The sequence below is a fragment of the Pseudomonas sp. ADAK2 genome (assembly GCF_012935755.1).
GTDB lineage: Bacteria > Pseudomonadota > Gammaproteobacteria > Pseudomonadales > Pseudomonadaceae > Aquipseudomonas.
In genome coordinates, this window is the sequence record NZ_CP052862.1 from 869,023 (window position 1) to 893,290 (window position 24,268).

Genomic DNA, 24,268 nt, shown 5'->3' on the forward strand with positions numbered 1-24,268 from the left:
TACCTTTTCCGGCGACGGAAATGGCCAAAACCAGCTCTATGATGCGATAACGCTCCATTATTTTATCAAAGAACCGACTTCATATCGTTCTTTTTTAGTTGGTAAAGTGCTATGTATATACGTGGTATGTAAAACGGTACGAAATCGTAGGAGAAAAAAATGGCACGCGGCGGAATTAACAAGGCGATTGTCCAAAAAGCGCGGGAATCGCTGCTTGCTCGCGGCGAGAACCCGAGCATCGACGCCGTGCGCATCGAGCTGGGAAATACCGGCTCAAAGACCACTATTCACCGCTACTTGAAGGAAATAGAAGATTTTGACCCTCGACCGCGGGCCTCTAGAGAGCGGCTGAGTGATGAATTGACCGAGCTTGTTGCCGGCCTGTTAGAGCGAATGACGGAGGAGGGCGGCGAAGCTCTTGCGTACGCCCAGGCGCGTTTTGACGAGCAGCGCATTGAGCTGGAGCAAAAGGTCGACGGCTTGAGTGCCGAACTCACCTCATTTCAGCGTGAGGTGGATACTCAGAAAGGAGCGTTAGCGCTTCAAGCGGATGAGTTGCAGATTTGTCAGACAAGCCTGCAAGCCGAGCTCACCCGCAATGCTCGCTTGAGCCAAAGCTGTGCTGACCTAGAGGTCCGGGTGCATGAGAAAGACGGGCAGATTCGCTCGCTGGAAGAAAAGCACTCGCATGCTCGTGACGCACTTGAGCACTACCGATCGGCCGTAAAGGATCAGCGCGACCAAGAGCAACGTCGTCACGAAGGGCAGGTGCAACAAGTTCAGGTTGAGCTGCGACAGCTGCAGCAAACGTTGATGCTCAAGCAGGACGAACTGACTCGACTCAACAGAGATAACGAGCGCTTGCTGAGCGAGGCTCGGCAGCTGGCCAAAGCGGCGGCGACGCATGAAGATGCGGCGGTTCGATTGGCCGGTGAGATTGCCACCATGAAGACAGCAGTCGCCAAGGCTGACGGTGCGAAAGAAGCGCTTCAGGAACAGCTCGGTATGTCGCGCGCGGAATCCAAGCGGTTAGAGGAGGGCCTTTCACGGGCAAGTGCGCAATTGGTCGAAGCCACGAGGTTGTCGTTGCACTATTCAGCGGAGCTCACTCAGCTACGACAAGCCGCGGGTCATCCGCACACTGACAATGAAAGCTCCACGAGATAAGGCCAAAGGAGAGTTAAATTGATCACATTTGACGCGGTGTGCCGCGGTTCGGTTGCAAGCACTCTTGACCTCAAATATGCGCATGAGCGCCTAAGTCAGATGGTTTTTTCGGACGATTGTTCGGGGCCACTGAAGCGCGCCGGGCGACTCAAGTCTCAAGCGAAGAAGGTGGCGCCCAAAATGAGCAGGGGGAGTCTTGATGCGTTTAAGGGTAAAGAAACGCCGCTGTGAATTTCTAGGTATTGTTTTGAGTTGCATACTAAGTACACATTCCGCGTTCGCTTGCACAGCGCTATAACTGTAAGCGACCATCACATATCAGCGATGGCAATTGGGCATAAATTGCGACGGCGACAGGCCGTACTGGGGCGATTTCCGCCAGTGACGTCAGGCCTGGATCCCCCATACTAGAGAGATCGTTCGGGTCGGCCACCAAATGAAAGGCGTTCCACGCCCAGCCCGCAAGCCTCGCGAAAATTCTCTTACATCGACTTGATCGAAACCACTTTCACAAATCGGAATTTTTTCTTGGCCGCCCTAGTAGCTTCTTGCTCGGCTAGGAGGGTACTTAGCGTATCGGCCTCATGGACCATCTCGTGCGTCTCGCCTTCAAATTCATTGCCCACTCGAAGCGTGACTCTCAGCCTGGGTGTAAATGTTTTCGCGACTTTCTTTTTCTCTGCCACTTTCGCCGGCTGCGTGATCACGATATCCGAGACAGGCTTTTGCACTGGAGGCTCACTGCATTGCGGAGCTTGCTCGCTACCACCGAACAGCGCCCGGCGCATTTCTTCTTCAGTTAAATCTGGATTCATGCCAATTCTCAGAGGGGTGTTATGAGTTGCTAGTGCGATTCTATCAGCATGGCGAATTTATCCAGTCGAGAGTCCCGTCTGCTCAGGTCTAATCCCTTGCAACCACGGCTGGAGGATTTAGGTTCTCCATTTATCGATACGGCTACGTGAGGCCGAACCACTGCTGACTGGGGCGACGGATAGCACACGTAACTTTTGACGTGTTCATATCAGCCGCGACTTGCCGCTCCCGAGACTTTCCTTCAGGGGGAGCCTCCATAATCGAAGGACCACAACCCAAACAGACATTCGAGAAAGGCAGAAATTGGCTAATTTTTGCCTGTCGCCACTGCTATCGCTGGGTCGAAAAGGTGCCTGTCAGGAAGGGCTGCAACCGCCCCAAGCAAACACTGTGGCGTCAATGTTACTGCATCGAACGGTTCAATAGGTCGGCTCGCAAGCTGTATGCTGACGTGTTGATTCAAGACATAGGTAGAGGGCAGCAATGAAGATCACGGGAAGAGTCGAGATCGAGACAGTCATTGACGTCTTGTGTGATGCATGCAGCAGTTCCACGCGTTCTGAGAATGGCGGACTTCAATACGCCAGCCTCCACGCTGAGTGGGGTTATGGCACCAGACATGACGGCGAGCGGTATGAGCTGCATCTCTGTAAGGACTGGTTCTTCAAGACTATTGCTTACCTCAAGCAGGAACGGAGGACCGAGAATTTGTTCAGCGACACAGCTGCTGACGCCCCTGATGATTTTGGCTTGGCCGCAAGGGACGATTTGTTCGGAGACGAGGGGTATCGTTAGGCCGTCCATTGTTTATCCGTCCGCGTACCACTCCCGAACAACAAGCACTTAGGGAAAGCGTCTGCTCTTGGCCGTTTCTGCCTGCGGTGACCGACTGAAAACGGCCATTAGCTGACATTCATCGCGGGACCATTTTCGGCAAAAAGCTACTAATCCAGAATCAAGTTATGACGCTTCAATCAAATACGCCCGCAGACGCATCAGATAAACATAGTAATATTCTGAGTCAGGTATTCCGCCAGCGTAGTCTGACGTACTCCCAAAATCTTCAACTTCGCATCGCTGGCCGGTACCGACAGATAATCGCGCGACTCGTGGGTGTAGTAGGTCATCAATGTGTCGAAACAGCCGCCCATCGAAGTCTTTAACATTGAATCATCGTCGACATAAGTGATTGTCTTGCCGGTCACATCGCTGAGTAATTGCGCAACATCCTTGTAATCGAATTGTTCCGCACCGGTCATCAGGTAGTCTTGCCCAATATGGTCCTCCGGTGTGTCCATGAGTATTCTGGCGATAACATCAGCGATATCCTCCTCGGACACCCAACGGCGGCGTGCATCGGTCACAGCCGGCATAAGAAGCTGCTGTTGGGTCTTGACCGGTTCCGCCAGGTACCAGGACATGTTGAACATGATCCAGCAAGCGACATTAAGATAGGTGATCGGCAATCCGCTTGCGTCCAGGAGCGGCTTGGCAACCATATGCTGGGCTGCACCGCAGCGGGTTGCCAGCACTTCCCTGGAAATATCTGTCGCCTTCAAACCGGGTGGCATCGCGGTCAGGCGCACGATCTGCGAAACGCTGCCCGCCTCCCGGACAGCATCAATGATGTTAGGTGTCACCACCGTTTCGTCCGTCACGAAGTCTGGCGTGACGATGAACAGCCGATCCACGCCTCGCATCGCCGCTTTCAGGCTCGCGGGGTCATACCAATCCGCCTGCAGAACCTCAGCACTGGGAAAACGTTCACGGAGCGACTTGACGCCGCTTTCGCGGCTTGACACGAGGCGCAGACTTACGTTTTCACGAACGAGCCGGTCTGCTGCAAGGGCGCCGATATTGCCGGTCGCGCCCAGGATCAATACTTTTTCCACGCTATCTCCTTTACGATGAGCCGATGCCTTGTGACGGTTTTGACCGTCACATCGTGGACAGAAGCTGCTCTTTTTCCAATTGCGGGGTTGCGGCTTCAACGAACTGTTCAATCCGCTCGTTCGTGGCGTTGTCCGCGTCATAGAAATATGCGACCTGCGTATTTTTCATGCCGATATATCCGAAGATACCTTCCACGATCTGATTCTGAATCGCCTGTGCATAGCCATGGCGTTCATAGCCACTCTCATTGCCGGCTGCCGTTGCGACAAGCAGCACGGGAATGTCGCGCATGGTGCCAATAACACGCCCCTTCTCATCGACGCTATAAGCCCATCCTCCGTTAAATACGCGCTCGAACCATCCCTTGAGCATCGAGGGGACAGACCACCAATAAACAGGAAAAACGAACACGAGCATGTCAGCCTGATCTACCCTCGCCTGTTCACGCGCGATCTCAGGGGCAACTTCACCGACCCCGCGGTAGAGCATTACATCCCCCGCAGTCATTGCGGGCGAAAAGCCTTCCGCATGAAGGTCTGCGATCTCTACTTCGATGTCCCGCCCGACAAGGTCTTCGCTGATACGATCGGCAATAACATGGCTGAGGGAACCTGGAACAGGGTGAGTGACAACGATAAGTGCTTTTCGAACCTGATTACTCATAAGTGTCCTATAAATTAATACATTCAATTCAACATTGGTAATTTCGCCAGAAGCTACCGACTAACCAAGCCGATATCAGACTGCCTCTTTAGCAGCGCGTGCATTAGCTTCTTCCACCTCGCCTGAAGATTTATTCTCCTCCTGAGAAACATCAGGCTTATCTGTTTCAATAGCCTGTTTACTCTGTACCCGCATTTCAGCTTCATTAAACCGTTGTTTGTTACGTTCATGATGCCGTTGAAGCGCCTCCGCACCATCAGCAGCAAAACTCGCGATAGGGACCACTATCAAAGACGTAATAGAAAACACTTTCAGAACACTGTTCATAAACTTTTTCCAGACAACATTGAACATAGCTAGTTGATGTATAGGCCTGCCATGTAAGGACCACCTATTAAGCCTGCGCAGTTTACTTGAACGTAAACACGATATAATCTAGCCACAATCGGTTTTATAATACGAGAACTCGGACAATGGCACTGGATCGACTGGAAGCAATGCGGGCCTTTTGCAGGATCGTCGAGATAGGAAGCTTCGGCGGTGCCGCCGAGTCATTGGGGCTTGCGAAAACGACCGTTTCGGGACAAATCCAGACCTTGGAGTTACTACTGGGGATCAAGCTGTTGCACCGCACCACCAGAAAGGTCTCCCCCACTACTGAAGGGGCTGCGTACTACCTGCGTGCCAGAGCCGTTCTAGAAGATGTCGACGATCTGGAAGCCTCCGTTTCTTTGAGCCGCAGCGCTGCGCGTGGCCGGGTACACATTGAAATGCCAGCGGGGGTTGGCTTGCTGTTAGTCGTCCCGGCACTGCGCGAATTTACCGTGCAGTACCCCAATATCCATCTGGATATAGGCTGTAGCGATCGGGTAGTGGATCTAGTACAAGAAGGCATTGATTGCGCGATCAGGGGCGGCGTCGTAACGGACCCAAACCTGGTCTGCAAGATCATCGGGCAAGTTCAACTGGCACTCTGTGCTTCTCCTGACTATTTGCGAGAAGCCCCGAGCCTTTCAGCGCCGGAAGATTTATTCCAACATCGTAATTTGGGATACAGATTTTCGGCTAACAACCGACGGTACCTGCCCACTATGTTTCGTGGTGACAAATCATTCAGCCTGGATGTGCCGGTATCGATGTACTTCAACAACGGTAGCGCCCATACCGCCGCTACGGTTGCCGGACTGGGAATCGCTTTTGTACCGAGGGCGGAAGCGCAGCCACTTATTGAGCAGGGGCTATTGACCGAGGTTCTCCCGGATTGGAGGCTAGAGTCGATTACCCTTTCACTGGTCTATCCGTATACCCGGCACTTGTCCGCTCGCGTCAGGGCAGTCACTGACTGGGTGAGTGATTTGATGCAAAGGAATGAATTCTGGAAGCCTGAATGAGTGCTCACTGGGAACGGTGACCGCCTCCCGAAACGCATCAATGATGCGACCGATCGGTTTGGAATCGATTGCAGCTCCTCACGACGGGTAACAATGGCCAAATTTTGCCGTGATGACCGGCAGCTATGGGTCCAGGCTGTGTGAAAACGCCAGTGATTGTCTAACCTTCTGATCGTCTAGATCGTATCGGGGGCGATCATGAAGCGATTTATTGAAGGTGAGGCTCGGACGCAAGTGACGCTGCTGCCAGAGTGTCTGGACGATTACGTAGCCGAAGAAAATCCAGTGCGCGTGGTCGATGTTTTCGTCGATGAACTCGACCTGGGCGCACTGGGTTTTGAGGGCGTCGATCCTGCAGCAACTGGTCGTCCGGCCTACCACCCAGCGGTCTTACTGAAGATCTATATCTACGGCTACCTCAATCGGATTCAGTCCAGCCGCAGGCTTGAGCGTGAGGCCGAGCGCAACGTCGAGTTGATGTGGCTAACGGGGCGTTTGGCTCCGGACTTCAAAACCATTGCCGACTTTCGCAAAGACAACGGCAAAGCCATTCGCAGCGTATGCCGCCAGTTCGTAGTGCTTTGCCGCAACCTCAATCTCTTCTCCCAATCGATCATCGCCATCGACGGCAGCAAATTCAAAGCCGTCAATAATCGCGACCGCAACTTCACTCAGGGCAAGGTGAAGGCACGCATGCAGCAGATCGAGCAGAGCATTGATCGATATCTGGCGGCGATGGATTCGGCGGATCGGGCAACGCCCGAAGTGGCCGAGGCCAAAGCAGAGCGGCTTAAAGAAAAGATAGAAACACTGAAAAAGCAGATGCAGAAACTCAAGGACATCGAGGCGCAGCTCCACGAAAGTCCAGACCAGCAGATCCCCCTCACAGACCCAGATGCACGCTCAATGGCCACGAGCGGCCGAGGCACCGGAACGGTTGGCTACAACGTACAAACAGCCGTCGACGACAAGCACCATCTGATCATTGCCCATGAGGTGACCAACGTTGGCAATGACCGTGGGCAACTGAGCAATATGGCGAACCAGGCGCGTGAAGAAATCGAGGCTGAATCGCTAACGGTGGTGGCCGACCGAGGCTATTACAAAGGTCTGGAAATCCTTGCTTGCGAGCAAGCCGGCATCACTACCTTCGTACCGAAACCCCTGACATCTGGCAGCAAAGCCGAAGGCAGATTCGGCAAGCAGGATTTCATCTATCTTGTTGCGTCGGACGAGTATCGATGCCCTGCGGGACAGTTACTGACCCGGCGGCATTCTTCGGTGGAAGACGGCATGCTACTGCACTGTTATTGGTTCTCGGGCTGCCAGTCCTGCGCAATGCACAAGCAATGTACGACGGGTAAGGAGCGCCGGGTAAAGCGCTGGGAACATGAAGCCGTAATCGATGCGATGCAGGTACGGCTGGAAAATGATCCAACGATGATGAGGCGTCGCCGACAGACCGTTGAACATCCTTTTGGAACGCTCAAATATTGGATGGGAGCCACCCACTTCCTGACCAAAACCCTACCAAGGGTAAGCACCGAAATGAGCCTTCATGTGCTCGCCTACAACCTCAAACGAATGATGAGCATTTTCGGCATCGCAGGACTACTTGAGGCGATCAGGGCGTGAATCCAGCCGTTTGATCGTCCGTGAGTGGCTGTTTGGGCCGCTGACGCGGCCCAAACAGCATTTACGAACGCCTATGTAGCTGACGAGGGCAATTCGCGCTTCAGTCTGCTGGTTTCGCAGGCAACGCCCGTAGCTCTCAACTTTCGACGTATTCAGTGCGTTTTCACACGGCCTGGGCCGAAAGCGGTCGTCTATGATTGTCTACTTTTGGCCGATTGTTGCCTGTCGCGAAGGGCTGCAACCGACCCATAGCTGCCGGTCAGCATCGGCATAATTCGGCCAGTTCTGGTCGTTCGCCATTCCCGCCGAGCAATCATTCGAACGGCTGGTCCGCTCCGAAACTTGCCCGATAGAGGTAATGCCACATCGCTAGCCTTAGCCGGGGCGAAAGTATTTCGGAAATAATGCGGCGGCCACCCTCAAGTGTCTGTCGCTATCGCACCTGTCTGCCGTTGCGCGCAGCGATCGCAACGGTGGTCGGCGAATCAGCAAGTGAAACGAACTGTCGTGTCGCGCCATCAAGCGCATCGATGCACCCCGCCTCGATGTCGTAGACCCAACCGTGCAGATTCATTTGCCCCTGCTCGAGCGCGAGGGCCACCGATGGATGCGTACGCAGATTCGCCAGCTGCGCGATCACGTTTTCGCGCACGAGGCCATCGAGCTTCGCGCGGGGTGTGTCGAACTCATGCGCCGCGTTAATCGCTTTCGCGGCGTCCGAGTGACGTAGCCAGTTAGCGACCGCCGGAAGATGATCCAGACACGTGCAGCGTGAAATCGCGCCCATCGCTCCGCAGTCCGAGTGGCCGCAGATCACGATGTCCTGTACGCCGAGAACTGCGACCGCATATTCGACGGTGGCCGAGACGCCGCCGGGTTCAGGACCATACGACGGCACAATGTTGCCGGCGTTGCGAATCACGAACAGCTCGCCCGGTTCGCGCTGTGTAAGGAGTTCGGGCACAACACGACTGTCCGAGCAGGTGACGAATAACGCCTTCGGATTTTGTGTAGTCGCGAGCTGCCTGAAAAGCTCGACGCGTTGCGGATAAACCTCGCGCTGAAAGCGCAGAAAGCCGTCAATAATGTCACGCATGGAGTCCTCCAAACCAGAATGCCGGGTGCTGGCACGAGCACTCGATATGCCATCGAGCCACTTCCGTCGTCATTATCGCAGACGTCGCGCGCGTTGACTGTACCCGATCAGCGATGGACTTCGAGCCGCGACCAGCGCGGCGGATGACGGAAGCCCCCACTGGCAGCCGCCATTTATCTTTTGGTGGCCTGAAAGGCGAGTGCGGGTCGAGAGCCGCACACCGCGACAGACGGAAAACGGACATTAGAGAACTTTATCTAACTGAATCTAGCAGGGCATGGTTGGAATAATCTGATGCTCTGTCTGCCAGGCCCTAAAACGCATGCCGAACTGCTGGGAAATGGTAGCTGCGATTGAAGAAAAACTGATCACTGGAACAGAATAGCTCGTGCTGAGCAGTCACTCGGGCTCGGTCTGTGCTCAAGCGAGTGAGTGAGTGACTTGAGGCAAGGGCGCAAAGGGTAGAGATAAAAAAAGCCCGTCAAGGGGAGACGGGCTGTAAAAAGTCATGAGGATCAAATGAAAGTTTATACCATCACTTGCATCTTGCCAGGGTGTTAGAAAAAAGACGCCGGTCAGGGCTCCGCGAATGGATTTTCACCCCGTCTTGGCCCGCACAATCCTCCCCGCTTTCACTTCTGCCGCATAAGCCCTGAGCTTGTCTGCGTCGCTGTACAGCATCGACATCAGATTGAGGACTGCGGTGATACAACTCCATCAATGCGTTCAGCCAGCTTGCTCAGCTCACCAGAGACAAGCTCCAAATTATCAGCTATGTCCTTAAGGTCACGCTTCAATCCCACCACAGGCTTTCTTGGCCCCATGACTACCTCGTAAAAATTCCTACCACGGCACTTATTCGGGTTTGGCGCGCACAATGGTTCCAGTCTTCACTTCTGCCGCATAGACGCGGAGCTTGTCCTGCTCGGCATTCAACATCTTGCAAATCTTCATAAAAAAGGCAGATTGGCTTTCATTGGACTTACTAGCCATATCTTTCAGCTCAATCACCGACCACCCGAGGATTGCGGCAGAGTCCTCAAGGCCATAAAACAGCTCTTGCTGGGCGGCGATAAGCGTCTAAGCCAGATAGCCGCAACGTCCGCTCACTGATTTCCCGGATGCCACTCAGCCCAAGCGCCTATGCGCCATACTGGCGTTCGCTACAGATGGGAAGCCAACCGGCGACAGGCTGCCAGCCACAGCTGAACGAGCCTGTCAAGGTGGCATGACTCAAACAAAAGGGTGTCCGACAAACCTGGCGCGATCCAGCCGAACCGAGAAAAGGGCAGCTGAATGATCTTGAACAGTAAAAACCTGAAAGGCGGCGTGTAAACCAATCGTGGCGAATCAAGGTAGAAACACCATACCGCCAGTGTAAGCCACAGGCATACCCGGTACCCGACCGGAACTGCCGTGGCTACCTCAGGCTCGTATCAGACCGACATCCCGTGCAAGCGCAGCCAGGCATCCAGCGCCAGCGCTGTTTCCAGGCTGTGTCGGCTCATTTGCGTATTGAAGTTGCCCTCGGGCTGGCGCAGTTCCTCGGCCATATGGGCGTGGGATACGATACCGAACACCGCGTTCCCCGGGTCCTGCAGAAGCCGCCGTGCACTCTGGCGAAGGAAGCGTTCGTAGCCCAGGTCGGCTGAGGTCGGATAGGGACTCTTCCTGCGTTTGAGCACCGCCTCCGGTACGAAGTCGGCACAGGCCTGCTTGAGCAGCCATTTCTCCTCGCCATCCTTGCTCTTGATCGACCAAGGCACATTATAGACGTACTCGACCAATTCGTGATCGGTGAACGGCACACGTACCTCGAGGCTGTTGCACATGCTCAGGCGGTCCTTGCGATCCAGCAGCATCACCATCCACCGCTTCAGGTGCATGTGGCAAAGCTCGCGCATCCGGCGCTCGTATGGACTATCTTGTACTAGGTGTTCTACCTGTCGCAGCGCATCGTCATAGCTTGCCTTTTGGTACTTTGCGAGATCGCATAGGCGGTTGAAGTCGGCATTGATAAAACCGGCCGGCAACTGCACCCGTGACGACCATGGAAAGCACGCGGACGCCACGACTTGGGGATCGCGGAACCAGCCATAGCCACCGAAGACCTCATCGGCACCCTCCCCCGAGATTGCCACCGTCCAGTGCTTGCGAATTTCCCTGAACAATAGATTCAACGAGGTATCCATGTCGCCGAAGGTGAAAGGCACGTCCTTGGCGCGGAACACCTCCTCGCGTGCCAGCTCGGAGATCAGTTCCTCGTTGTCGATGAGGACGGTCTGGTGCCGGCTACCGATGAATTTCGCGGCCAACACGGCAAAGGGCTGGTCCTGATCGGGACGCAGGTCGTCGCTCTTGAACTGCTCGGACTGGCCAGTGAAGTCCACCGAAAAGGAATTGATATTCCCGCCGGTCTTCGCCTTTACAATACGCTGCGCAATAGCCGTGAGGGCGGTGGAGTCTAGTCCGCCGGAGAGCAGCGAGCACACGGGAACGTCGGCATGCAACTGCGAACCCAACGCGTGGGTGACTAACTCGCGGGTCCGTTGCACTGTCGTCTGCAGGTCGTCCTGGTGCTCCTGACGGCGTACCTTCCAGTAGCACTGGATCTTCACCTGCCCATTGGGTCGCCAGGACAAGAGGTGGCCGGGAAGCAACTCCATCAGATTTCTGAAAGGTGTCTGAACGGTCCCCTTCGACAGCGTGAGCACGTCGACCAACCCCGTCACATCCAGCGCCGTAGTGAACTCTGGGTGAGCCAGAATGGCCTTAATCTCTGAGCCGAAGAGCAGCCCTTCACGATGCCGGGCATAGAACAGCGGCTTGATCCCAAGGCGATCACGTACCAAGAGCAGGTGGCCATCGCGCCCGTCGAACAGGGCGAAGGCGAACATGCCTGTCAGGTGGTCACAGCAACGCTCGCCCCATTCCAAGTAGGCATGCAGCACAACCTCGGTATCGCTGTGAGTCTGAAACTCATGCCCCGCATGTCGTAGCTCGTTGCGCAATTCATCATGATTATAGACCTCCCCAGTGTAGACTAGCGATACCTCCTGGCCGCCCGAAAAACCATAGACCATTGGCTGGGCGCCGCCGGTCAGGTCGATGACCGCCAGCCGCCTATGCCCCAGAAGGGCGTGTCTGTGTTTCCATATGCCTTCAGCATCAGGCCCGCGAAGTGCGAGCGTATTGGTCATAGCGTAAATCGCCGGGGTTTCCCCTTCGAGCATACGCGTATAGTCTACCCACCCTGTGAGACCGCACATTTAGTAACTCCTGTAATTAATCATTGATCCGTGCCAGGTTTGTCGGAACTCTTTAGTTCGAGTAATGCCACCTTGGCAGACTCGTTAAGTTGCTGATAATAGTTGTCTTCATCTTGGGCGGTAGGAAGGACAAACCGGTTCCAGTAAGCATCGATGGTTTAACCAGTCCACCAACTCCAATGTTGGTTCCACAACCTCACCCTTTTGGCCTGGTATAAGCCGTTTATGGTTTCGGCCAAAGCGTTGTCATAAGAATCCCCGACATTGCGCGCCGAAGGCTCAACATCTGCGTCTGCCAGTCGCTCGGAGTACCTGATGGATACATACTGCACTCCGCGATTACTGTGGTGGACGAGGTTGCCTTCATGTCCTGGCTGTCGGGAATACCGAGACGATTCCAGAGGGCGCTACCAAAGCGAGTCGCTGTAAAAGCGAAGCCATAGTCGCCGTTACCGCGGCAGCAACGGATATATCTCCCCTGACGCCATCCCTCAACGCGGCAGATCTCGTACAAATACATACGTTATTTAGGGTTGTAAACGCCGCACCCTCCAGCCTGTCTCGCTACGGTCATAGCGCAGCCGTTCATGCAACCGTTCGCGCCCATTCCCCCAGAACTCCAGCGATTCAAGTCGCAACTCGAACACGCAATACCCCTCAGGACGCGGCAGCGGGCCTTGAACCTCGGCCAGTTGCCTGGCGGCGTTGCGCATGGCCTGAACATCCCGCAGGTCTTCACTCTGGCGCGACACCGATGACATGGGATGCGTGGCATAAGGGCGCTTGAGCCACGCCTCATCAGCCTTGGTATCCGGCAAACGCACAGCCAGGCCATTGAGGATGATCTGCTGACTGGTTTCGCGCCAATACAGCACGCCCGACGCCCACGGGTTTTGGGTCAGTTCACGGCCTTTTTGGCTGCCGGCATGGGTGCTGAACAACACCCCGGTGTCACTGATCTCACTGATGACCACGATCCGCGTAGAGGACCGGCCCTGGCTGTCGGCGGTGGCCAGCGCCAGCGCCTTGGGTTCGCGGATGCCCACGCGTCGTGCGCGCTCCAGCCAGTTGCGCAGCACGCACATAGGGTCGGCGGGCAGTGTCTGGTACTCGGGGAACGGTGCATCCAGTGTACCGGTGAGGGATTCGGACATGCCTTTACCCAACAGCGGTTTGCCTTGTACTGAGCTGTTCATAGCACGATGGTCCCCCGCCCGAACGTGACACCATTGCCTGATACTTCGACGCGCGTCAGTTGATCGGCGCGGCCCTCAGCCCTGGCGAACATCAGCGAAGGGCGGCCGATTTCTACGCCCTGAAGAATCTCCACCTGCTGGCCGAACTCGATCTGGCCATGGCGCGCCAAGTGAATCGCCAATGGCCCCGCAGCCGAGCCTGTGGCCGCATCCTCGACCACACCGTAGGCCGGTGAGAACATGCGGCTGCGCCAACGCCGCCCGGCGCCGGCAAAGCAGTTGATCGCCATGTCGTGGAAGCTGGACAGGGCACGGTGGTCGGGGTGCAGGGCCGACAATGCTTCGATGCTCGGCAGGCCGACAAACACATGGCGCGGGCCGTTGTGATAGATCTCGATGGGAAAGGTCGAGTCACTGATGCCCAAGGCCTTGAGCAGTTCGGCGTCGCGGCCCATGGCCGTCCAGGTCGGGATCGGCTGGTCCATGCTGGCGGCGATGACGCTGCCGTTCTGGCGCTCCAGTTCAAAGGCGATGGTGCCCATCTGGGTTTCCAGATACAGCCGGTGGTTGTCGGTATGTGCTCCCAGGGCAATGGCCGTACCCAGCAACGGGTGCCCGGCAAACGGGAGTTCGTTGACCGGTGTAAAAATCCGGATCAGCGCATCTCCGCCGTTGCGCGGTTTGAGCACAAAGGTGGTCTCCGAGAGGTTCATTTCTCGGGCGATGCGTTGCATTTGCGCGGGCGGTAAATCATCGGCGTCAAAGAACACCGCGACCGGATTGCCTTCCAGCGGGACGCTGGCAAAGGCGTCGATAATGACGTAGTTGTGCATGGTTATCTCCCGGCCGCCGAAACGCTGCTGTCGACAGGCGTGTGGATGAGGGCGTGCCGCAGCAGGTCGGCGATGATGCGCGGGCCTTCCTGGGTCAGGAGCGACTCGGCATGAAACTGCATGGAGGCAAACGCCGGCCCACGCAGGGCATGTACCTCGCCGGTCTCGCTGTCGCGACTGATCTCGACGGTGCCGATGCCGTCGATGTCCAGGCGGTCACTGGAGCTGCGCGCCGCGAACGTGTTGTAGAAACCCACTCGTTCGGCGTTGCCGAACAGGTCGATCTGTTTTTGCACGCCTTGGTTGGGAATGGCCTTGCGTTGCAACTCCAGGCCCAGGCACAGGCTCAATACCTGATGGCTCAGGCACACCGCGAGGAACGGTCGCTGCTGGCTGAGCAGGGAACGGATGGCCACGTGCAGATGGTCGATTTTCGGCAGTTGCACATCGCTTGGGTTGCCAGGACCTGGGCCCATGATCACCAGGTCGTAACCGTCGAAACTGTACTCGTCACTGAAACTGCGCACCGTCACCACCAGCCCGAGAGCCCGCAGCTGTTTGGCGATCATCGAGGTGAACGTGTCTTCGGCGTCGACGATCAGCACCTGGCGGCCACTGAAGTCGGCCTGGGTCTGTTGCCGTTGCTGGCTGTTCATCAGCCAGAAATCCGAGACGTAGGCATTGCGGCTGGCCAATGCCGCGCGCACCTGCAGGTGGTCGCCGAAGCGCGAGGCAGTCTGGTTTTTCAGCGCGGCGATCAGGCCCGCAGCCTTGGCCCGGCTTTCGGCGGCTTCGGTCATCGGTTCGGAGTGACGCACGATGGTCGAGCCCACGCTAATGCGTACCTGGCCGCTGTTATCGATGTCGGCGGTGCGAATAAGGATCGCCGAGTCCAGGGAGCGTCCGCCTTTGCCATCGCTGCCGATCAGCGCGGCCATGCCGCTGTAGTACGCGCGGCCTTGCGGCTCGTAGCGCTGGATCACGCGGCAGGCGCTTTCCAGCGGGCTGCCGGTGACGGTCGGGGCGAACAGGGTTTCGCGCAGGATATCGCGCACATCGCGACGGGTCTTGCCTTCGATGAAGTACTCGGTGTGGGCCAGGTGCGTCATTTCCTTGAGGTAAGGACCGAGGACGTGGCCGCCGTCTTCACAAATGCGCGCCATCATTTTCAGCTCTTCATCGACCACCATGTACAGCTCATCGGCCTCCTTGCGGTCGGCCAGAAACTCCATGACTTCCGTCAGGCTTGGGCCGGCGGGTGGGTAGCGGTAAGTGCCGCTGATGGGGTTCATCACCGCGAGCCCATCCTTGACGCTGATGTGGCGCTCGGGAGACGCTCCCACGAAGGTGCGGCTGCCGGTGTGGATGATAAATGTCCAATAGACCCCTTTCTCGCGCTCCAGCAGATGCCGGAAGAACGACAGCGCACTGGCCGGGCCGTACTCGCTGATCTCCGCCAGGAAGGTACGCTTGATCACGAAGTTGGCGCCTTCCCCGGAGCCGATTTCGTTGGCGATCACTTGGCTGACGATCTCGGCATAGCGCGCGTCGCTGAGGTCGAAGCGTTCGCTGTTCAATTGAATCGGCACGTTGGGCAGCAACCCCAGCAACTGTTCGATGCCGATGGATTGCTGCTCGGTAATGTTCATCGCCAGCAGTGGTGACTGATCATCCACCGCCTCGAAGCCGCGTTCGGCAATCTGGCGGTAGGGAATCAGCGTCAGCACATCCAGGCGCGGGGCACCGATTGAGGGGGCAGGCAATTCGATATCGGCCAGGACCTGCGGCTGCGACATCACGCCAATCAGCACATCCAGCAGCCCGGGCCCGCTGGATTCTGGACGATACAACAGGGCAAACGGCTCGGGTAAAGGTTGCAGGATGCGTTCCATGAGGCGGGCGGCGGCTTGGCTCATAGCACCACCTCGTCGGTGGTGATGACCATGGCGCAACGGCTAGCGGCGTATTCCATGGCCATCCAATGGTGTTCCTTGCTGAAGTCGGCGATCGCGTCGGCCACCAGGAACGGCTGGATGTCGTTGGAATAGGCATCCACGGTAGAAATCAGCACCCCAACATGCGCATACACCCCACACAGGATCAACTGATCGCGCTCGTTGGCGTGCATGCGTTCCAGCAGGTCGGAGTTGAAAAACGCGCTGTAGCGCCACTTAGTCAGCAGCCAGTCACCAGGCTTGGGCGTCAGGGCGTCGACCACCTCACGGTCGGTCGGGCTAGCTTTCATGCCAGGGCCCCAGAAGTCTTTGAGCAGGCCGCGCTGCTCCTCGCTCATGCTGCCGGGCTGCGCGGTGTAAGCCACTGGCACGCCGTGGTAGGCTGCCCACTGGCGAATGCGCGTGGCGTTGCTCACCACGGCTTCACGCAGGGCGTCCGGCAAGGGCCGCAGGAAGTAGCGTTGCATGTCATGCAGCAACAGCACGGCGCGCTCGGGGTCGATGTGCCAGTGCGCGAGGTTGGTGGGAAGGTCGCGGGAAGTCGGCAGGGCGTAAGGCGCGATCAATGGAATACCAGTCATGGCGGCAAACTCCAGTCAAAGGTAAGCAAGGGTGGAGGAAGGCAGGTTTTTCCAGGCCATCACCGCAGTAATGGCTTGCCAGGGCGTCAGGCGCGGGTCGCACAGGCTTTTGTAGTGGCTGGCAACCTGGCTCAGGCCGGCGGCATCGGAGGCGCACTCGCTGACGTCATCGGGCGTGGTTTCCAGGTGCAGGCCGGCGGCCACGCCACCGGCCGAGGTCACGGCATGTTTGAAAGCGGTGATTTCCTCGGTGATGGTTTGCACCATGCGGGTCTTGTTGCCGCAGGGCGCGACGATGGTGTTGCCGTGCATCGGGTCGCTGAGCCAGATGATCTTATGGCCGGCATGGCGCACCGCTTCAACCAGGGGGGGCAGGCGATCGGCGACTTTGTGGGCGCCCATGCGGGCAATCAGGGTTAGGCGGCCGGGTTCACGCCTCGGGTCCAGGCGCTCGCACAGGCTCAGTAATTGGTCTTGGGTGATGTCCGGGCCGACCTTGCAGGCCACCGGGTTGAGTACTTCGCTGAGCAGTGCCACATGAGCGCCCGTCAACTGACGGGTACGCTCGCCGATCCACGGCCAGTGGGTTGAACCGAGAAATACCCGACCCTGTTCGTCCTGGCGCACTTGCGGCAGTTCGTAGTCGAGCACCAGCATCTCGTGGCTGGTCCAGGCAGGAGAGCCGCTGAGCTGCTCCTTGCCGGCCGGTTCTTTCCAGCCCAGGTGGTGCATGATGTCCTGCGCGGCGCGATAGCCTCGAACCAGGCGTTGCGCATCATGCTGGCGATGGTCGCAGATGGCTTCGCGACCGTTGACCATGTCACCGCGATACACCGGCAGTTCGACATCGCCGATGCGTTCGCTGTTGTTAGAGCGCGGCTTGGCAAATTGCCCGGCAATCCGCCCGACGCGCACCACCGGTTGCTGGGTCACCAGCCGGAACGCACCGGCCAGGATGTCCAGCACCGCAGCTTTGCGCGCCACATGGCTGGCTGCGCTTTCATCCATGTCCTCGGCGCAGTCACCGGACTGGATGATCATCGCTTCGCCCGCCGCGACCCTGGCCAAGGTGGCACGCAGGACCAGAATGTCTTCGACGCGAATCAGTGACGCGCTGTCCCTTAGGTAGGCCTGCGCGTCATGCAATTGTAAGGGCTCGCTCCATTGAGGCTGCTGGAACGCTTCACAACTTAGAACCCGTTTCAGTAAGTCTTCCATGATGCGATCACTCTCCCAAAAGGATTAAGTAGGAATGCCTTCACGCTTGATCTGCGGGACGGGAATGCCTAGGGCGCGCAGTTGTTGAAAGACGTTCATGAACTCGCGATTACGTTTTACTTTGCCGTCCTCCAGCTCGAAGGAGTGCAGGAAGTGGTTTTCGTAATAACCTTCGGGGTAACCCGCAAAGAGAATCTTGCCGTGACCATCGCACTCGACCCAGATATGGTTGGGGTCATCGGTTTCAAATACCTTGACGTTGTACCATTCCCAATCCGGGAAGCACTTGAGTGACCAAACCGCATGCTCGGCCAACTTGGCTTTGCCACTGATTACAATCGGCGCGCCGGTGTCCGTGGTCCATAAACCACCCGAGCCGTCTTCGGTAAACAGTTCATGGCGGCGCAGGCGGTCCTGGCCTTTGGTACGCATGTATTGCTCGACCGTGGCGCGGTTCTTACGGCGCAGTTCAAGGGTGTCGTGTGCGGTTGTTTGTCGCGCTGCGTTAGTAGACATGTTCACTCTCCAATGATGAGGGCTTATGAGGCGGGGATGCCTTCACGCTTGATTTTCGGCACGGGAATGCCCAGTGCGCGAAGTTGTTCGAAGGGGTTCATGAACTCACGGTTTTGCGTGATCTTGCCGTTGTCCAGTTCGAAGGAATGGATGTAATGGTTTTCGCAATAACCTTGCGGATAGCCCGGGACAAGGGTTTCGCCACGGCCGTCGCTTTCCACCCAGAAGTGGTTGGGGTTGTCGGTTTCAAACACCCGCACGTTGTGAAACTGCCAGTCTGGAAAGCACTTTTCCAACCACCCCCCAAGAGCGGCGAGCTTCGCGTGCCCCTTGAATACAAGGGGTTCACCGGTTTCGGTGTTCCAGGAGCCGCCACTGCCATTCGGGGTGAACAGTTCATGGCGACGCAGGCGATCTTTGCCGTTAGTGCGCATGTACTGTTCGACGGTGGCGCGATTTTTTCGGCGAAGTTCAAGCTGATCCTTAAAGCCGCTAGCAGGAAGCAAAGTAGACATGGGCAGTGTTCTCCTTAGATGAGTTGAAGCTTTGGAAAATCAAGTAAATAATCAGTTAATTGCGCAGGGCCATATTTACAGTTCTTAACTTTTGCACCTGGGTGGCTGTGCTGAGCGGTGTTTTTTATACACCCGCACTTCCTGAAGTTGGAACTACCAGATCTTGTAGTGAATCGAGGCATGATTGGGCGGGGCGTGATCCGTCGGATGGACTGTTGCATTATCGTGAACGGGTAGGTCCAGTCGTCGGCTGAGAGGCGGCAATAGCCAACTAACATCATCAGGCTATCAATGGCCTATGGCTAGTTAGTTGGGTAGACACAAAGAAATCTAGTGCTAGTGTGAAGCAATCTATAACAGTGAGATTTTGCGTATTGACATGAGTTCAGGTTCGTCTAGTCTCACGACTCTTTTCCAACTTCAGAGGTGTTCAAAATGGAATTAGGACAGCTGTTAGGATGGGATGCTTATTTTTACAGCACCTTTGCGCAAACCACGAACATGCAGGAATTTACGACAGCCGCGTTGAAGGCTTTGCGTGAACTACGGTTTGATTTTTTTGCCTATGGCATGTGCAGCGCAACGCCGTTCATGCGGCCCAAGACCTATATGTACAGTAATTATCCCAAGGACTGGATAGAGCGATATCAGGCCGCGAACTATGCGGTGATCGACCCCACGGTGAAACACAGCAAAGTCTCGTCGGCACCCATTTTGTGGAGCAATGAGCTATTCCGCGGTTGCCAGGACTTGTGGTCTGAAGCTAACGACTCGTATCTATGCCACGGCCTGGCACAGCCTTCGTTCAACACCCAGGGTCGGGTAGGGGTGTTGAGCCTGGCACGCAAGGACAACGTCATCAGCCTTCAGGAGTTCGAAGTATTGAAGCCGGTGACTAAAGCGTTTGCCGCAGCGGCCCACCAGAAAATTTCTGAGCTGGAGAGCGACGTTCGTGTGTTCAATACGGATGTGGCGTTCAGCGGTCGGGAGTGTGATGTGCTGCGCTGGACCGCCGACGGCAAAACCTCCGAGGAAATTGGCGTGATCATGAGCGTGTGCACCGACACCGTGAATTACCATCACCGCAACATCCAACGCAAAATCGGCGCCAGCAACCGCGTGCAGGCAGTGTCTTACGCCGTAGCGCTAGGGTATATCTGAAGTTCATCGACTACCGCCGAGCCGACCAAAAGGACGACTCGGCCGGTATCAAGCCGTGTCTTTCAACAATGTGCCGGGCATAAAGGCTGAAGGTGGGCGGGCGCCACGGTGGTGTTCACGGTGAGCCGAGAGTTTGATGGCGAGGATTTTTTCGTCATGATGCACGGTGACCGGCCCCAGCCGCGCGTAGTTGACCCCGTTGATTTTGTAATAACGCTCCATCGTGCTGTTGACGATTCCGACGATGGCATCAGCGCCCGCCAGGCTAGCGGTTTTGAGACTTTTCCAGAACAACGGCATGGCCAATTGCGGTTCGCGGGTGGTGAAGCGCGTCATTTCCCAGATGGCAGGATCCTTGGGCGGCGCCCCTGTGCAGGTATGGCTGAAGACACCCTCCAGCAGGTTGGGGAAGGTGGTGGGTATAAGGCGGGCGCAGCCGACGATGGCGCAGTGCTCGTTGAACGCCAGGAGGTAGCGGGCATGCTCGGTGTCGTATTGATCCCATTCACAACCTGCCTGGTGCGGATGGGCGGGCAACCGCCAGCCGAGTTTCTCGACGAACTGTTCGTGCCGAAAGCGGCCTAGCATGAGTTTAAGTTCGTCGCTCATTGCGCTCAGCGTGTGCTCTTCCATGTGCATGGCTGGGAGTTCCTTGGGGCTGGGGGAAGTGCGGTTTTTTATAGAGGACTTGTTCAGCCTTGGCACCTACAAGATCTGGTAGGATAAGTTGGCATAACCCTCACTCGCCTTTGCAGGTAGTTCGTAGCCGGTACTTCGGTGAAACATAAGCCCAAGGATCTGACTTTTCGCCCGCCGATTGCCTGACAGTTTTTTCAGCTGAAAATCTTATACGTTCAACTACCATTTACTTGAAATTCGACTGCGCCTTGGCGTTGAATCAGGGCATACAATTCCTTTCGACCGTTAGGCGTTAATGCGAGCGCCCGACTATCGCTGCTGGCGTAACGACCTACGCCTGAGCCGCAAGCGCCTGATCACGGTGCTATCAACGGTTACATGCCGAAAGCACTAACGTCGCCATCGTCTTGAACTTTTCGCTCGTACCGACATAGTCACCATCTAAGTCAAGACACGCCATAGAGTAAGTGTCCCACGTCGAAAATAGGGACGGATTGCTAAAATCGAACTTGCCCTTCGGCAGAATGAAATCGATAACAGCGCCCTGACCGTGCCAGGGTTGAACTTTGACATTGCTGTCAGGCACCCACTGTCCGAGAACCGGGTGCCCCATGCCGGACACTGCCGCACACTGGCGAAACCAGGCAACATCCTGCCGATCGTCCTGCAGCGAAAAATACGCGTTATCGCTGTCGCAGCTGAACTGCATACTTTTGGCACTATCCTGGGTTGCGGAATAAGCGACGAACAAACCCTTATCCGCATCACCTTCCACGCGCCAGGGCAGCCATTTATTTGGTTGGTAAGTGAGCTTCAGGTCTATGGCCTCTTGCTTTGACACCCAGCGCATCTCTCCTGGTCCCGCTTCTGCCGTCATAGCAATCAAGCGCAGGTCTATCCCCATCTCGACGCCATAAAGCATTAGGCCAGCCATGGTTTTCTGAGTGGTGTCCAGATCCTCTCCCGTAAACTGCTTAGTTGAAGGCTCGGATACTGCCGAATTTCGGTAGAAGCGGTGGACGCCTATCTTCGCACCATCGCCAACGAGGGAGCGTTCTACCCCACCCATGAATGCATAGGTACAGGACGAGGCACAGAAGGTTGCCTGAGTTGAGTATCCCAGTTTGCGTATGGTTTCTCCGAACTGAATCCCCCCGCGAAGGCTCCCTCCTGGAGAGTCGAGCCGGATGACCGGTGGCTCGTGAGGATGGGTTTTTAGATAAGCCATGAAGTCTGCAGTTGTCTTATCGGTGATTTCGCCCTTCGCATTGATCCAGGCGAGGCAAGTGCCCGGATCCCGGCAGGGCTGAGTTACCCCGCCACGGGAAAAGGTCATATCTGCACTGTGACCAAGCTCCGGCAGCAACCAGGCACCAACAAACAGCACTGCGGCAAAAGGTGTGGGTTTTGTAAGCATGAATGAGCTTTTCCACATATGGGCGAGTCCGGGTGGTCCGGTCTTGATGAGACTAAACAGCGCTTGAGGAAAATAGCTGGCTTGTGGTCGCCTTTCCAATGCAAATTATCTCGGAGGAAATGATGGTGCACACTTTCGAGAGCCAATCTTTGATCACTTACCCCCCATCGGTAATATCTGGCAGCGAAGATGCCCTCTGACTGTTGGCGACGATACCAAATCGGCCCAGTTGCCTAGATGTCACTGACCCCGTCTGATACCTTGCGAACCATCTCCTTGTTGGATTTGGGTTGGTTGCTGCCGGACACTACCGGCAGAGATCGGCCAATTCCTGCCTCTCACGACTGACCGAAATCCAAAACCCAAAGCTACCCCGTCAGACATCTTCCTATGTCTAGCGAGACTGGGGTAATTACCCGTATGCGTCCGGCAAAGTCACCTAGCTAACTCCGTTAGTCCAGCCATGGTGTCCACCTGATTTTTAGAAAGGACAGCTAACCCTTGGACGATGAGAATAACGAGACATTCGTTATTATTTAATTGCGATCGCGTGAACATTTTTACCTGCTTCTTCAGCAGAAATTGGTAGGGAGTCTAAAATTGAAATGCCATAGATCAGTTCCCTCCCATATCTGCGTGATGATGCGAGGGACCGTTGGCATGTAGGTGGCTTTGGAGCCAACACCGGACCGGTGTTGGCTAAATGGATTTAATCTTGGAGGGAACCATGAGCAATCTCATCGCCAGCGGCGAGCCACCTGAAGCCGTTCGCGTCATGGTCAAGGTTTACGCTCACTTGCTGCTCGTCGGATTTGCGTTCGTTCCGGCCTTTTTGATTGTCTACTTATACTTCTTTCAAGACCCCGCCCTTATATTCGAGAACCACCTGTTCCATATCATTGCGATCACGGCAGCCACCTTGGAGGGGTTGTTTGTGACGTACGTAACGTGGCGGTGCTATCAGTCATCGGGAGACCCGCTGCTGCGCTGGATGACGCTTGGCTTTCTCGGTTTTGTGCTGATCTACGCGTTGCATGGTGTGTTCACTGGGCTCGCACACCACAATATCTGGCTCTTCCTGCTTTATGGTCCGGCCTCTCGACTGGTCATGGCGACTCTGCTGTTAGTCGGAATGCTGTCGTACCACCACCCACCTGATGCCGCGGACCAACGAATGAAGTCCCGCCCGTGGCTGACCTGGATAGGACTGTTCCTGTTGGTTGACGTGGCAGTCGCGTACGTCGCAAATTCGCCGATCGCCGGTAACCTTGCGGTGCGCCTCTCGATGGAAGGTGGTGCCCTCGTTCTTTCCACTTTGACCGTGGCGATACTCCTGCTGCGTCGTATCCGTTCGCCGTTGATGATGATTTTTGTCATCTCGGTCGCTGCGTTCTCGCTGTCATCTCTTGCCTTCATCCTTGCCCGTCCGTGGAACCACATGTGGTGGCTCGCTCATGCGATCTTCGCCGGTGGATTCTTCATGTTGAGCTATGGGGTAGTGCAAGCGTTCCTCACCACGCAGTCGTTCTCGAAGATTTACAGCCAAGAGGAATTAATGGCACGTCTTGCCGAAGCGATGGCGTATACCGAGAGCGCCCTGCAGGAGCTCCAGCGCACCAATCAAGAACTCGGGCACCTTGCGGCGACCGATCCACTGACTGGCGCTGATAATCGGCGTAGGTTTATGGAACGGGTCGAAATCGAAATTGGCCGGGCTAAGCGCGGCGGTGAGCCGTTCTCCGTGTTGGCACTCGATCTGGATAATTTCAAGTCCATCAACGATCGCTTCGGGCATCAGGTTGGCGATGACATCCTGAAGATTTTCGTGAAGAAGTGCCTCCATTCCATCCGGCCGTATGACGGCGTAGCCCGAGTAGGCGGAGAAGAATTCATGATACTGCTACCTCAGACCTCACTTGAAGGCGCGCACGTAATCGCTGAGCGTCTGCGAAGCACCGTTGCAAATAATTCTTTTCATGGCCTACAGCGGTTAACCGTGGTCACAGTGAGCATCGGCGTATCGCAATTTGGCCGCGACGGCGACACCATCGAGGCAATTTTACGTGCAGCCGATCAACGTCTATATCACGCTAAACACGAAGGCCGTAACCGTGTGGTCACTACTATCAAAACCAGTCTCCAACCTCTGCCCTGACCATCATCTCGAAGTCTCTGAAAGCGTTCGGCATGCGCCACAGCATTGGGCGCTATGGTTTCCAGGTTCGTGGGCATAGGCAAGCGCCGTCGCTCAGTCTCAATGCCCCCATAGGGTTGTCGCGAACAGCTGCTTTCGGCCAATAGCGGACG

General features: G+C 56.1%; 22 protein-coding genes and 2 pseudogenes. 6 read left to right on the forward strand and 18 right to left on the reverse strand.

Annotated elements, in window-relative coordinates; genetic code table 11:
- Positions 1-159 precede the first annotated feature (159 nt).
- Both HKK52_RS03930 and HKK52_RS03935 read left to right on the forward strand, forming a co-directional pair.
- Complete coding sequence (locus HKK52_RS03930) at positions 160-1,167, forward strand: DNA-binding protein (RefSeq protein ID WP_169369627.1); 1,008 nt, start codon at positions 160-162, stop codon at positions 1,165-1,167.
- Positions 1,168-1,185: 18 nt separating this feature from the next.
- Positions 1,186-1,398 (forward strand): hypothetical protein, encoded by a 213-nt coding sequence (locus HKK52_RS03935; protein ID WP_169369628.1) that lies wholly within the window; start codon positions 1,186-1,188, stop codon positions 1,396-1,398.
- 251 nt (positions 1,399-1,649) lie between these two features.
- Here the strand turns inward: HKK52_RS03935 and HKK52_RS03940 are convergent, their stop codons facing one another.
- From HKK52_RS03940 to HKK52_RS03955, 4 genes are all read right to left on the reverse strand, one after another.
- On the reverse strand, positions 1,650-1,982 hold the full coding sequence (locus HKK52_RS03940) for a hypothetical protein (protein ID WP_169369629.1): 333 nt from the start codon (positions 1,980-1,982) through the stop codon (positions 1,650-1,652).
- Between the two features lie 996 nt (positions 1,983-2,978).
- Positions 2,979-3,875 (reverse strand): NmrA family NAD(P)-binding protein, encoded by an 897-nt coding sequence (locus HKK52_RS03945; RefSeq protein WP_169369630.1) that lies wholly within the window; start codon positions 3,873-3,875, stop codon positions 2,979-2,981.
- Positions 3,876-3,921: 46 nt separating this feature from the next.
- Positions 3,922-4,539 carry an NAD(P)H-dependent oxidoreductase gene (locus HKK52_RS03950; RefSeq protein WP_169369631.1) on the reverse strand — a complete coding sequence of 206 codons (618 nt, stop codon included), beginning with the start codon at positions 4,537-4,539 and terminating at the stop codon, positions 3,922-3,924.
- A gap of 75 nt (positions 4,540-4,614) precedes the next feature.
- On the reverse strand, positions 4,615-4,866 hold the full coding sequence (locus HKK52_RS03955) for a hypothetical protein (RefSeq protein ID WP_169369632.1): 252 nt from the start codon (positions 4,864-4,866) through the stop codon (positions 4,615-4,617).
- Between the two features lie 146 nt (positions 4,867-5,012).
- On the opposite strand from HKK52_RS03955, the gene HKK52_RS03960 reads away from it, so the two are divergent.
- Both HKK52_RS03960 and HKK52_RS03965 read left to right on the forward strand, forming a co-directional pair.
- Positions 5,013-5,930 (forward strand): LysR substrate-binding domain-containing protein, encoded by a 918-nt coding sequence (locus HKK52_RS03960; protein WP_169369633.1) that lies wholly within the window; start codon positions 5,013-5,015, stop codon positions 5,928-5,930.
- 198 nt (positions 5,931-6,128) lie between these two features.
- Entirely contained in the window at positions 6,129-7,565 is a 1,437-nt protein-coding gene (locus tag HKK52_RS03965; protein ID WP_169369634.1) for an IS1182 family transposase, read from the forward strand.
- Positions 7,566-7,998: 433 nt separating this feature from the next.
- Here HKK52_RS03965 and HKK52_RS03970 read toward each other — a convergent pair whose 3' ends face one another.
- The 12 genes and pseudogenes from HKK52_RS03970 to HKK52_RS04020 form a co-directional block, all read right to left on the reverse strand.
- A complete protein-coding gene (locus HKK52_RS03970; RefSeq protein WP_123407373.1) occupies positions 7,999-8,661 on the reverse strand; it encodes a carbonic anhydrase in 663 nt (220 codons plus the stop codon).
- A gap of 597 nt (positions 8,662-9,258) precedes the next feature.
- Positions 9,259-9,485: pseudogene (locus tag HKK52_RS32830) on the reverse strand (hypothetical protein).
- 31 nt (positions 9,486-9,516) lie between these two features.
- Positions 9,517-9,672, reverse strand: a complete 156-nt coding sequence (locus tag HKK52_RS03975) for a hypothetical protein (protein WP_336604957.1) — start codon at positions 9,670-9,672, stop codon at positions 9,517-9,519.
- A gap of 425 nt (positions 9,673-10,097) precedes the next feature.
- Positions 10,098-11,930 (reverse strand): asparagine synthase (glutamine-hydrolyzing), encoded by a 1,833-nt coding sequence (gene asnB, locus HKK52_RS03980; RefSeq protein ID WP_169369635.1) that lies wholly within the window; start codon positions 11,928-11,930, stop codon positions 10,098-10,100.
- 20 nt (positions 11,931-11,950) lie between these two features.
- A pseudogene (locus HKK52_RS32495) lies at positions 11,951-12,331 on the reverse strand (IS3 family transposase); the annotation flags it as partial.
- 126 nt (positions 12,332-12,457) lie between these two features.
- On the reverse strand, positions 12,458-13,126 hold the full coding sequence (gene phzG, locus HKK52_RS03990) for a phenazine biosynthesis FMN-dependent oxidase PhzG (protein WP_169369636.1): 669 nt from the start codon (positions 13,124-13,126) through the stop codon (positions 12,458-12,460).
- Positions 13,123-13,959, reverse strand: a complete 837-nt coding sequence (locus HKK52_RS03995) for a PhzF family phenazine biosynthesis protein (protein ID WP_169369637.1) — start codon at positions 13,957-13,959, stop codon at positions 13,123-13,125. The genes phzG and HKK52_RS03995 overlap by 4 nt, the downstream gene beginning before the upstream one ends.
- A gap of 2 nt (positions 13,960-13,961) precedes the next feature.
- Positions 13,962-15,851 (reverse strand): anthranilate synthase family protein, encoded by a 1,890-nt coding sequence (locus HKK52_RS04000; RefSeq protein ID WP_442962287.1) that lies wholly within the window; start codon positions 15,849-15,851, stop codon positions 13,962-13,964.
- A gap of 20 nt (positions 15,852-15,871) precedes the next feature.
- Positions 15,872-16,495, reverse strand: coding sequence for an isochorismatase family protein (locus HKK52_RS04005; RefSeq protein WP_169369639.1), 624 nt, complete (start codon positions 16,493-16,495; stop codon positions 15,872-15,874).
- Positions 16,496-16,510: 15 nt separating this feature from the next.
- Positions 16,511-17,713, reverse strand: a complete 1,203-nt coding sequence (locus tag HKK52_RS04010; protein ID WP_169369640.1) for a 3-deoxy-7-phosphoheptulonate synthase — start codon at positions 17,711-17,713, stop codon at positions 16,511-16,513.
- A gap of 24 nt (positions 17,714-17,737) precedes the next feature.
- Positions 17,738-18,229, reverse strand: a complete 492-nt coding sequence (locus HKK52_RS04015) for a PhzA/PhzB family protein (RefSeq protein WP_169369641.1) — start codon at positions 18,227-18,229, stop codon at positions 17,738-17,740.
- A gap of 23 nt (positions 18,230-18,252) precedes the next feature.
- Entirely contained in the window at positions 18,253-18,744 is a 492-nt protein-coding gene (locus HKK52_RS04020; RefSeq protein WP_169369642.1) for a PhzA/PhzB family protein, read from the reverse strand.
- Between the two features lie 435 nt (positions 18,745-19,179).
- Between HKK52_RS04020 and HKK52_RS04025 the strand changes: the two genes are divergently transcribed.
- Entirely contained in the window at positions 19,180-19,905 is a 726-nt protein-coding gene (locus tag HKK52_RS04025; RefSeq protein WP_169369643.1) for an autoinducer binding domain-containing protein, read from the forward strand.
- Positions 19,906-19,953: 48 nt separating this feature from the next.
- On the opposite strand, the gene HKK52_RS04030 is transcribed toward HKK52_RS04025, so the two are convergent.
- Both HKK52_RS04030 and HKK52_RS04035 read right to left on the reverse strand, forming a co-directional pair.
- The gene (locus HKK52_RS04030) at positions 19,954-20,544 is read right to left on the reverse strand and encodes an acyl-homoserine-lactone synthase (protein ID WP_169369644.1); all 591 of its coding nucleotides are present in this window, start codon (positions 20,542-20,544) and stop codon (positions 19,954-19,956) included.
- Positions 20,545-20,911: 367 nt separating this feature from the next.
- The gene (locus tag HKK52_RS04035; protein WP_169369645.1) at positions 20,912-21,961 is read right to left on the reverse strand and encodes a hypothetical protein; all 1,050 of its coding nucleotides are present in this window, start codon (positions 21,959-21,961) and stop codon (positions 20,912-20,914) included.
- Positions 21,962-22,688: 727 nt separating this feature from the next.
- On the opposite strand from HKK52_RS04035, the gene HKK52_RS04040 reads away from it, so the two are divergent.
- Positions 22,689-24,116, forward strand: a complete 1,428-nt coding sequence (locus tag HKK52_RS04040) for a GGDEF domain-containing protein (protein ID WP_169369646.1) — start codon at positions 22,689-22,691, stop codon at positions 24,114-24,116.
- Positions 24,117-24,268 lie beyond the last annotated feature (152 nt).

Excerpts from the sequence above, each read along its gene's own strand:
- HKK52_RS03930 (WP_169369627.1), top strand. The coding sequence starts at position 160 with ATGGCACGCGGCGGAATTAACAAGGCGATTGTCCAAAAAGCGCGGGAA.
- HKK52_RS03940 (WP_169369629.1), bottom strand. The coding sequence starts at position 1,982 with ATGAATCCAGATTTAACTGAAGAAGAAATGCGCCGGGCGCTGTTCGGT.
- HKK52_RS03950 (WP_169369631.1), bottom strand. The coding sequence starts at position 4,539 with ATGAGTAATCAGGTTCGAAAAGCACTTATCGTTGTCACTCACCCTGTT.
- HKK52_RS03955 (WP_169369632.1), bottom strand. The coding sequence starts at position 4,866 with ATGAACAGTGTTCTGAAAGTGTTTTCTATTACGTCTTTGATAGTGGTC.
- HKK52_RS03960 (WP_169369633.1), top strand. The coding sequence starts at position 5,013 with ATGGCACTGGATCGACTGGAAGCAATGCGGGCCTTTTGCAGGATCGTC.
- HKK52_RS03965 (WP_169369634.1), top strand. The coding sequence starts at position 6,129 with ATGAAGCGATTTATTGAAGGTGAGGCTCGGACGCAAGTGACGCTGCTG.
- HKK52_RS03970 (WP_123407373.1), bottom strand. The coding sequence starts at position 8,661 with ATGCGTGACATTATTGACGGCTTTCTGCGCTTTCAGCGCGAGGTTTAT.
- asnB (WP_169369635.1), bottom strand. The coding sequence starts at position 11,930 with ATGTGCGGTCTCACAGGGTGGGTAGACTATACGCGTATGCTCGAAGGG.
- phzG (WP_169369636.1), bottom strand. The coding sequence starts at position 13,126 with ATGAACAGCTCAGTACAAGGCAAACCGCTGTTGGGTAAAGGCATGTCC.
- HKK52_RS03995 (WP_169369637.1), bottom strand. The coding sequence starts at position 13,959 with ATGCACAACTACGTCATTATCGACGCCTTTGCCAGCGTCCCGCTGGAA.
- HKK52_RS04000 (WP_442962287.1), bottom strand. The coding sequence starts at position 15,851 with ATGGAACGCATCCTGCAACCTTTACCCGAGCCGTTTGCCCTGTTGTAT.
- HKK52_RS04005 (WP_169369639.1), bottom strand. The coding sequence starts at position 16,495 with ATGACTGGTATTCCATTGATCGCGCCTTACGCCCTGCCGACTTCCCGC.
- HKK52_RS04010 (WP_169369640.1), bottom strand. The coding sequence starts at position 17,713 with ATGGAAGACTTACTGAAACGGGTTCTAAGTTGTGAAGCGTTCCAGCAG.
- HKK52_RS04015 (WP_169369641.1), bottom strand. The coding sequence starts at position 18,229 with ATGTCTACTAACGCAGCGCGACAAACAACCGCACACGACACCCTTGAA.
- HKK52_RS04020 (WP_169369642.1), bottom strand. The coding sequence starts at position 18,744 with ATGTCTACTTTGCTTCCTGCTAGCGGCTTTAAGGATCAGCTTGAACTT.
- HKK52_RS04025 (WP_169369643.1), top strand. The coding sequence starts at position 19,180 with ATGGAATTAGGACAGCTGTTAGGATGGGATGCTTATTTTTACAGCACC.
- HKK52_RS04030 (WP_169369644.1), bottom strand. The coding sequence starts at position 20,544 with ATGCACATGGAAGAGCACACGCTGAGCGCAATGAGCGACGAACTTAAA.
- HKK52_RS04035 (WP_169369645.1), bottom strand. The coding sequence starts at position 21,961 with ATGCTTACAAAACCCACACCTTTTGCCGCAGTGCTGTTTGTTGGTGCC.
- HKK52_RS04040 (WP_169369646.1), top strand. The coding sequence starts at position 22,689 with ATGAGCAATCTCATCGCCAGCGGCGAGCCACCTGAAGCCGTTCGCGTC.